Raw genomic sequence first — 8853 nt, forward strand, 5'->3', positions numbered from 1 at the left:
TCGGGGGAAGTCCGGTTGGTTCTCGAACCGGATCCGATCACGGAGGTGGGTATCACGGTGGGCACTGCCGCCGGAGCGCAGCCCGCGCACGAGGCGGAGACGACCGACTCGGCGGCTGCGCAGGCTGCGCGACAACTGGCCGAAGCAGGGGCCGTGGCCGGCCAGGACTCGAGCGCGCAGGAGACGACAGAGCAGCGTGACGCGCGGTTCGAGCGCGACGCCATGCCCTTCCTGGACGCGCTCTACTCCGCCGCGTTGCGGATGACCCGCAACCCGGCCGACGCGGAGGACCTGGTCCAGGAGACCTACGCCAAGGCGTACGCGTCGTTCCACCAGTTCAAGCCGGGGACGAACCTCAAGGCGTGGATGTATCGCATCCTCACCAACACGTTCATCAACGGTTACCGCAAGAAGCAGCGGGAACCTCTCGCGTCCGGAAGCGACGAGATCGAGGACTGGCAGTTGCACCGGGCCGAGTCGCACAGCTCCACGGGGCTGCGGTCGGCCGAGGTCGAGGCGCTCGACCACCTGCCGGACTCCGATGTGAAGGCGGCCCTGCAGGCGATCGGCGAGGATTTCCGCATGGCGGTGTACCTCGCGGACGTCGAGGGCTTCCCCTACAAGGAGATCGCGGACATCATGGGCACGCCCATCGGCACCGTGATGTCCCGATTGCACCGCGGACGCCGGCAGTTGCGGGAACTGCTGGCCGACTACGCCGAGCAGCGCGGGTTCGCCGGGGCGGCGGCCGGTGCGGACGGCCAGAACGGGACCAACGGTCACCGCGGGGACGCTGGAAAGGCGGCGACGGCATGAGCTGCGGGCACCCGCACGAGATCGACTGCGCGTCCGTGCTCGACCGGGTCTACGAGTACATCGACCAGGAGATGGCCGAGGACGACTGCGCGACGGTCCAGCGGCACCTGGACGAGTGCGCTCCCTGTCTGGCCGAGTTCGGCCTGGAACAGGCGGTCAAGGCTCTGGTCCACCGCAGTTGCGGCTGCGACACCGCGCCGGAACAACTGCGCGTGAAGGTACTCTCCAAGATCCGTCAGGTTCAGCAGGGCCTCGCGTCCGACGCCGCCGAGGCGGTCCAGTCGGGCTGACCGGCAGGCGGCCGCGGCCAGCGCGGAATCGGCCTGAGACAACGGCCTCACAGAACACTGAAACGCGCGTTTCACCGAGCGCATTCGCGCTGTCGCTGCGGGTCGCCGTTTTCCGGTGTGGTCCGGATGTTCAATGAGGATGTAATGCACCGAAAGCGGATGCATTTCGCTGACTGTCCGTAGTGCGGCCGTCACGGGCTGTCTGAACTGGATCGATACTTGACACAATGTGGCCGTGGACTTGCTCTCTCTCGGTGGAATTGTGCCCGGTATGGCGTGACAGGTGGCACCATCGTGTCGTTGGACTAAATCGGGTCGGCAGTGCGGAGCCGGCTCGGGGTGGCGAGTACCCCGGTGCGGAGGGGTGGCAACGATGACGGTGTTCGAGTTTCAAAAAGCTCACTCAGGGACGGCTGCGCGTTGGGCGCAGCGACTTCGTGATATGACTCGCGGGCCGCAGTCGGGCGTGGGCGGATCATCCGCCGGCACGGCCGCCGCCCGCGACTCCCGTCCGGTTCAAGCGGACGAGCGGGTCGACGACGGGCCGATGCCGAGGACCGCGAGGGTGTACGTCGCGGGCGTGGCGAGCGCCGCCGTGCTGGCCGCGGCCGTCATCCTGCCCGGGGCCCGCTGGGGCCGGGTCGATCTGGTGCTCTTCTTCGTCCTCGCGGCGCTGCAGGGCGTGATCCTGGTCACCTCCACGTTCCCGAAGTTCGCGGAGAGCCCGGGCGTGCCCGCCTCGGTCGCGGTACAACTCGCCGCAGTCGTGCTGCTGCCCCAGGGCGTCGCCTCGGCCAGCATGGCCGTCGGCGGACTGTGCATCGCGCTTCGCCCCGGCACCCCGATCGACCGGATGGTCTTCGTGGTCTCGGGCGTCTTCCTCACGCCCGTCGCCGGCGAGGTCGTCTACGGTGCCCTGCATGGATCGCGGACGCTGATGCGGCCCGAGATGCCGGCGGCTCTGATGCCGATGGTGTTCGCCGCACTGGCTCTGACCGCCGTGCCCGCGCTGCTGGTCGGCACGATGACCGTGGTCGGCGGCCGGGTCCGGGCGAAGGCCGCGCTGCGCGAGGCGATGCGGCGCATCATGCCGCGCAACGTCGCCTACAGCTTCGCCGGACTGCTCGCCGCGGTGCTGTGGCGGCACCAGGCGCCCGTCCTGGCGACCCTGGTGATGATCGGTCCGCTGCTGGTGACGCGCTGGGCGTACGAGCAGTACGCCGAACAGCGCGCCGCGCACGACGCCACGGTGCGAGCCCTGGTGCAGGCGGTTGAGATCAAGGATCTCTACACGCGGGGGCACAGCGAGCGGGTCGCCAAAGGCAGCGAGATGATCGCGCGATGGCTCGGCATGGAGGAGGAACGCATCTCCATCCTGCGGTACGCGGCGATCCTGCACGACGTCGGCAAGCTCGGCGTACCGACGCGGCTGCTGCAGAAGGACGGAAAGTTCGACGAGGCCGAACTGGAAACCATACGGGTCCACCCCGTCCGCGGGGTCGATGTGGTGCGCGACATCGCTTTCCTGAACGAGGCGTACACGGCGATCCTGCATCACCACGAGCGGATGGACGGTCGCGGCTACCCCACCGGCCTGGCCGGGGAGCGCATCCCGCGCTTCGCACGGATCATCGCGGTCGCCGACGCATTCGACTCGATGACCTCGACCCGCTCCTACCGTCCGGCGCGCTCGGTCCCGGACGCGCTCGCCGAGTTGCGCGGCTGCGCGGGCAGCCAGTTCGACCCGGTGATAGTGGAGGCGATGCACCAAGCGCTGGCTCACGCCGAACGGGAGGGCAAGCCGTGGCTGGGCGACGGTACGCTGCCGGTTTTCGCGCGCAGCGCGCCGCGGCGGGCGGCCCTCGCGGACGCCGGGGCCCTCGAAGCCGTGCGGGCGGCCGGTGTCAGTGGTGTCAGCGCCGGCGGCCCTACGGACGGCGCAGCATCGAGCGGCGCTTGTCCCCTCCGGGTGAGAGCACGATCGGGCGCCGTGTGTGCCGACACGGCCTTGCCGTGCCCTCACGGCGATAAATGCGCCGCGGACGGCTTCGACCACGACGACCCCGCGTTCATGGTGCCTTCGCCGCTGTCAGAACGGAGCCTGTCAGAACGGAGCCTGTCCGAGCGCGAGCGGCAGGAACCGCCGCCCCACGCGCCGCTGCGAGGGCGCCGGTGACGCCGCTGGGAGGGCTCCAGGACCGCTTCCGGGGCATAACGCGACAGCCGGCCGGCCGAAGGACGTCACAGCCGCGTTGCGCGCCCGGTGACGCCGCGCGGTGGGCGTTACCGGGGCGGTGAGCATGACTGGTTCGAGCGAGCACGCCCGGTTGCACCTGCCACTGAGCGCCCCGACGCTGCTGACCTCGATCGCCCTGGTCGTGACCGGCGCGGCACTGCTGGAAACGCTCCTGCGCGGGGTGGCGCAGCCCGGCGTGGCCGCGGCGTTCGGCGTGACCATCGCGCTCGGTGAGGCGATTCGGATCGCGTTGCCGCTCGGCCGGGACTCCGCGCCGCTGTCGTCGACCGCCGCGCTCGCGTTCGCGCTGAGTGTCGCCGTGAACGGCCAGCGCACGACCTACGGTGCCGCCGAGGTGATCGCGGTGACCGGGCTGGCCGTCTTGTGCGGCATGGCCGTCCAGGCGTACGCGGGACGCCACCCGCGGCCCGGATATCTCGCCCGGCGGGTCCTGGCCACCGGATTCGCGGCCGTGGTCTTCCGCGACTGGATCCTGCCGGGTCCGGCCAGCGGTCTGCTGGACCGCCACACCATGCCCGCGTCCGGCGCGCTGCTCGCCGCGGTGGCGCTCGCGGCGCTGTTCGTCGACAACCTGCTGGTCTCGGTGCTGGCGCGGCTTGAGCCCGGGCGCGCGCCGCTGGTCGACACCGGTCCTTCGCGGCGGGATCCGGTCGGCCTGACCGCGCGCCCGCGCCCCACGGCACGCCGAATGCTGCTCGCGTTCCGGGAAGACTGCATGGCGACCGCATGGGTGTGTCCGACGGTCATCCTGTTCGCCGTGGCCATCGCGCTGACCGCCCGCTCACTCGGCCTGTGGGTGCTCCCGATCGCCGCCGCGCCGATCCTGGTGGTGCAGCGCTCGTTGCGCCGCTACGCGCAGATCAGCGCCACCTACCAGCAGACCATCCGCGCTCTGTCGCGGGTGACCGAACTGGCCGACTACACCGAGCCCGGCCACGCCCGCCGGGTGTGCCATCTGGCGCTGGCGATCGGCCGCGACATCTCGCTGCCCGACACGCAGCTGCTGGACCTGGAATACGCGGCCCTGTTGCACGACATCGGCCAGCTCTCGCTGACCGACCCGATCCCCGGCGGCGCCACGGTCCTGATCGCCCGGGAACGGGCCGCCTCGGTGGCCTCGCTGGGCGCGGACGTGGTGCGCCAGACCGGAGTGCTGGACCGGGTCGCGGACATCCTGGAGTGCCAGTGGCGGCCCTTCAGCCCGCAGCGCGCCGACGAGCCGGTCCTGCTCGCCGCGGCGATCATCCGGGCCGCGAACGCCTACGACGACCTGGTCGGCGGGGCGCTCGACCCCGACCGCAGGCTGGCCGCGCTGCGCCGGATCAGGCTCGGCATGGCCACCGAATACGATCCGCGCGTCGTCGAGTCACTCACCCGGATCGTGGAGAGTACGCAGCCGTATCCCGGCTGAGCGACGGCGCCCGGCGAACCTGCCCGCTACAAAGCGCGCCGCGAAAGATTGGCGCGCACGAAGCCGTGCGGCACGCCTCCGCTGTGCGACCATCAGGACAGCCGCGCCGCGAGCCGGACCGTCTTCCGGTGCCCTCGCGCAAGACAGACGGGAAGGGACCGGCATGCCAGAGGTGGTCCGCGCCGAGATGGTGGCCAATGTCGCCGAGGTCAACGTCAAGATCGGCGACACGGTCGAGGCCGGCGGAGCGCTGGTGCTGCTGGAGTCGATGAAGATGGAGATCCCCGTGCTGTGCGAGGTCGGCGGCAGCGTGACGGAGATCCACGTGGCGCCGGGTGACGTCATTCAGGAGGGCGACGTCATCGCGGTCCTCCAGTAGCGGGGTTTCAGCGCTGCGCGCCGTCGGCGGTTCAGCGCTCTGAGAACCAATCGACGCTGTCTCAGCCCGCCCGCGTGCCGATGCTCCCGTGCACCGAGCATCGGGCGGTCCATCCGGTTGGCAGGACCTGCACGACCATCCGGCGCGCGCATCGGCCGCAGTAACGCGGCGGCTCCAGTTCCAGCCGCGCCGCGCAGGCGACGTGGTCGGCCTCGACCGCCGGCGTGCCGCACTGACCGCAGTACCCGGCCGCGGTGTCCATCGCGCCCGGCCCGCTCATCACCCGAGCTCCAGAGCGTACGTCAGTAGGCTGAGACCCGGCTTGAACGTCCAGTCGCGCTGCGGCGTGCGCGCGAAGCCGAGCCTCGTGTAAAGCCGCTGCGCCGCCAGCATTTCGGGCTCGGTCGAAAGCACCAGGCGCGGGCAGCCCTGCGCTTTGGCGCGCGCGACACAGGCCTGCACCAGCGCCTCGCCGACGCCTCGGCCGCGAGCCGCCGCCAGCACACCCAGCATCCGGATCTCGCTTTCCGCGTCGCGGCCGAGATTGCGGTACGGCGAACCGGCGGCCGCGTACACCACCGTGCCGAGCAGTCCCTCGGTACCGTCGTCCAACGCCACCAGCAGCGTCGTGTGCGGAGCATCCCGGCGCGGGCGCGCGTCCCGCAGCACCACCAGGTACTCGGGGCTGACGATGCCGTCGTAGGCGGCGGCGGTCACCGCGCCCACCTCGCCGAGCTCGTTGTCGCGGGCTTCCCGCACCAAGACGTCCATGGCCCCCCATCTTCGCATCAGCGAAGGACGGGGAGCCATGGAGTCCTCGTACGCGCGGGAGCCGGCCGCCGGCGTGCTACAGCACGGCCGAGGCCACCTGCGGGGTGGTGCCCTCCGCGGCCTCCTCGAACTCGTAGTCCTCGGCGGCCGTCGCGTCGGTTCCGGCCGGCGCCCTGACCGCCTTGAGCACGAAGTTCGCCACGACCAGCACCACCAGGTTGACCACCAGCGCGGTGACCGCGATGTACGCCTTCTGATGCGTCCACGGGATCGTGGCCACCTGCGAACCGAAGTGCTTCTGGGTCGGGGAGCTCTGCCACCAGGCCACGAGCGTGCCGTACACGATTCCCGCCGCCCAGCCCAGCAGCAGCGCCCAGCGGTGGAAGTACCGGGTGTACAGCCCGAACACGATCGCCGGGAAGGTCTGCAGGATCAGCACTCCGCCCAGCAGCTGGAAGTTGATCGCGGTGGTCTTGTCCAGGCTCAGCACGAAGATCAGCGCGCCGAACTTGACCACCAGCGAGGCCAGCTGCGAGACCTGCGTCTGTTCCTGCGGCGAGGCGCCGGGCCGCACGAAGTCCACCCACACGTTGCGGGTGAACAGGTTCGCCGCCGCGATCGACATGATCGCCGCCGGGACCAGCGCGCCGATGGCGACCGCGGCGAACGCCACGCCGGCGAACCAGGACGGGAACGCCCAGTCGAACAGCGCCGGCACCGCGTGCTGCGCGTTGCCGTTGAGCGAGGCCGCGGTGAAGTGCGCGGCGATCGCCATGTAGCCGAGCAGCGCGATAACGCCCAGCATCAGCGAGTACGCGGTCAGCGCGGCGAGGTTGCGGCGCACCGTGTTGCGGCTCTTCGTCGCCAGCACGCCGATCTGCGCGTGCGGGTACATGAACAGCGCCATCGCCGAGCCGACGGCCAGTGTGGCGTACGGGATCGTGGTGCCCTTCGCCAGCAGGATCGACCCGGCCGGCTTGCCTGTCTTCGGGTTCGGCGTGGTCAAGTGGCTTTGCGCGGCGTCGAAGATGTGCGACCAGCCGCCGGGAATCCGCGTCGGGATGTAAATGACCGCGACGATCACCGTGAGGTAGATCAGCGTGTCCTTCACGAACGCGATCAGCGCGGGAGCACGCAGACCAGACGTGTACGTGTACGCCGCGAGCACGGCGAACGCGATGAACAGCGGCAGGTCCTTCTGCCACGTCGAGCCGTTACCGCCGATGCCGATCACGTCAAGGCATGCCTGGATGCCCACCAGTTGCAAGGCGATGTAGGGCATTGTGGCGACGATGCCGGTCACCGCGACCGCCAAGGACAGCGCGCGCGAGTCGTGCCGTCCCTTGACGAAGTCCGCGGGCGTCACGTAGCCGTGCTTGCGCGAAACCGACCAGAGCCGTGGCAGGAAGATGAACACCATCGGCCAGACCAGGATCGTGTAGGGCACCGCGAAGAAGCCCAGCGCGCCACCGGCGAAGATCGCGGCCGGCACGGCGATGAAGGTGTACGCGGTGTACAGGTCACCGCCGAGCAGGAACCAGGTGACCCAGCCGCCGAAGGACCGGCCGCCCAGGCCCCACTCGTGCAGGTGCCGGTGGTCCGCGGCGCGGCGCCAGCGCGCGGCGAAGAAGCCGAGGGCGGCGACCGCGACGAAGAAGAAGACCAGCACGCCGAGTTCGGTGCCGTTCACGGCTTTTCCGGCGGCGGCCAACGGCGTCGTGGCCGCGTGTACGAGGGTGGTCGCGTGTGTCACTGCCCGGCCTCCGGTCCGTCGCTGTCAACCGTTCCGGACGAGGTCTGCGCCCCACGCCGCTGCGTCCGGTCGCGGTTCATCGCGACGAACGCGACGATCATCAGCACGGCGGTGATGATCACCCACAGCAGTTGGTACCAGTAGAAGAACGGGAACCCGAGGAGCTTCGGATTCGTCTTGTTGAACGAAGGGATCCAGAGCATCGCGACGAACGGCGCGATGAGGCAGACCGCTGCGAGTGCACGCAGCGGGGAGAGGATCGACCGGCCCCCGGCGGGGGGACTCGGCTGATCTGATGTACTCATCTCAACCTCCTGGCGAAGGCGTCGGCATTGACGCCGCAGGGAGGTTATTGCCATGTCGGGCCGGTCGAACGGTCCCGGCGGTTGCGATTCGGTCAAGGTGTTCCGGGATGCGCCTAATGGCATGGGGCGAACCTATGCAAACCCCGGAATTCGCCCGGCGGCGCAGCCGATCCGCTCAGCGGGAGCGCTGTGAGTGGCTCGCCTTGAGCGCGCCGAGCGCGACCAGCAGGAGCAGCGTCAGCGCGTTCGCCGCGATCACCGCGGGAGCCGCGGCCAGGAAGCCGTAGACCAGCCAGGTGCCGACCCCGGTGCCGAACATCGCGAACCACTCCCACGCGAAGTCCTTGGTCGAGCGGGTGCGGAACGCCTTCACCACCTGCGGCAGCCAGGCCAGCGTGGTCAGCGTCCCGGCGACCAGGCCGATCACCGTCGCGGTGGTCATCAGTCCCCTCCCCCTTCCGCGTCCGCCCGGCTCGCCGGCCATCGGGGCCGGATTTTGTGCAGACGCTGTACAAATACATAATCATGGAATGACCCCGGTTCTGTCCACCGCGGCGCCTGGTCCGCCGGGCAACGATTCGGCGAACAACGCCACCCGGCTGCTCACCGCGCTGCACCGGCGCGGCGGGGCGGCCACGCGCGCCGAGCTGACCGCCGACCTCGACTGCGGCCGTTCCGCGGCCGGCTACGCCCTCGCGGACCTTGTCGAGCGCGGCCTGGTCACAGTGGACGAGCATCCGCAGCATCCGTCGCAGCACCCCGCGAACGCCGCGTCGGCCGCCACCGCCTGTCTCTTATACAAATCTGACGCTGCCGCCGACGGAGAGAGTGTAGACCCTGGTGGTGACGGACAACTTAAAAAAAAAAAAAA

At 70.0% G+C, this 8853-nt stretch carries 10 protein-coding genes and 1 pseudogene; 6 read left to right on the plus strand and 5 right to left on the minus strand.

Annotation, left to right across the window (positions count from 1 at the left end):
* Positions 1–135 precede the first annotated feature (135 nt).
* The 5 genes from KGA66_RS12560 (at position 136) to KGA66_RS12580 (ending at position 5153) form a co-directional block, all read left to right on the plus strand.
* A complete protein-coding gene (locus KGA66_RS12560) occupies positions 136–816 on the plus strand; it encodes a sigma-70 family RNA polymerase sigma factor (RefSeq protein ID WP_211468002.1) in 681 nt (226 codons plus the stop codon).
* A complete protein-coding gene (gene rsrA / locus KGA66_RS12565) occupies positions 813–1106 on the plus strand; it encodes a mycothiol system anti-sigma-R factor (protein WP_211467980.1) in 294 nt (97 codons plus the stop codon). Before KGA66_RS12560 ends, rsrA begins: the two co-directional genes overlap by 4 nt.
* Positions 1107–1572: 466 nt before the next feature.
* Positions 1573–3282, plus strand: coding sequence for an HD-GYP domain-containing protein (locus tag KGA66_RS31570; RefSeq protein ID WP_211467982.1), 1710 nt, complete (start codon positions 1573–1575; stop codon positions 3280–3282).
* A 124-nt stretch (positions 3283–3406) separates the two neighbouring features.
* A complete protein-coding gene (locus KGA66_RS12575; protein WP_211467984.1) occupies positions 3407–4774 on the plus strand; it encodes an HD domain-containing protein in 1368 nt (455 codons plus the stop codon).
* Positions 4775–4937: 163 nt separating this feature from the next.
* Positions 4938–5153, plus strand: a complete 216-nt coding sequence (locus KGA66_RS12580; RefSeq protein WP_211467986.1) for a biotin/lipoyl-binding carrier protein — start codon at positions 4938–4940, stop codon at positions 5151–5153.
* A 61-nt stretch (positions 5154–5214) separates the two neighbouring features.
* Here KGA66_RS12580 and bsaP read toward each other — a convergent pair whose 3' ends face one another.
* The 5 genes from bsaP to KGA66_RS12605 all read right to left on the minus strand — a co-directional run bounded on the left by bsaP (position 5215) and on the right by KGA66_RS12605 (position 8424).
* Complete coding sequence (bsaP, locus tag KGA66_RS12585; protein WP_246507626.1) at positions 5215–5433, minus strand: biotin synthase auxiliary protein BsaP; 219 nt, start codon at positions 5431–5433, stop codon at positions 5215–5217.
* Positions 5433–5924: a GNAT family N-acetyltransferase gene (locus KGA66_RS12590; RefSeq protein WP_211467988.1), complete on the minus strand. Its 492-nt coding sequence runs from the start codon at positions 5922–5924 to the stop codon at positions 5433–5435. The genes bsaP and KGA66_RS12590 overlap by 1 nt, the downstream gene beginning before the upstream one ends.
* 76 nt (positions 5925–6000) lie before the next feature.
* Positions 6001–7614 carry a monocarboxylate uptake permease MctP gene (gene mctP, locus KGA66_RS12595; RefSeq protein WP_211468006.1) on the minus strand — a complete coding sequence of 538 codons (1614 nt, stop codon included), beginning with the start codon at positions 7612–7614 and terminating at the stop codon, positions 6001–6003.
* Positions 7615–7673: 59 nt separating this feature from the next.
* On the minus strand, positions 7674–7982 hold the full coding sequence (locus KGA66_RS12600; protein WP_211467990.1) for a DUF3311 domain-containing protein: 309 nt from the start codon (positions 7980–7982) through the stop codon (positions 7674–7676).
* 175 nt (positions 7983–8157) lie between these two features.
* Positions 8158–8424 carry a SemiSWEET family sugar transporter gene (locus KGA66_RS12605; protein WP_211467992.1) on the minus strand — a complete coding sequence of 89 codons (267 nt, stop codon included), beginning with the start codon at positions 8422–8424 and terminating at the stop codon, positions 8158–8160.
* Positions 8425–8512: 88 nt separating this feature from the next.
* Between KGA66_RS12605 and KGA66_RS12610 the strand changes: the two are divergent.
* Positions 8513–8853: pseudogene (locus tag KGA66_RS12610) on the plus strand (winged helix DNA-binding protein); the annotation flags it as partial.

The sequence above is a fragment of the Actinocrinis puniceicyclus genome (assembly GCF_018283645.1).
GTDB lineage: Bacteria > Actinomycetota > Actinomycetes > Streptomycetales > Catenulisporaceae > Actinocrinis > Actinocrinis puniceicyclus.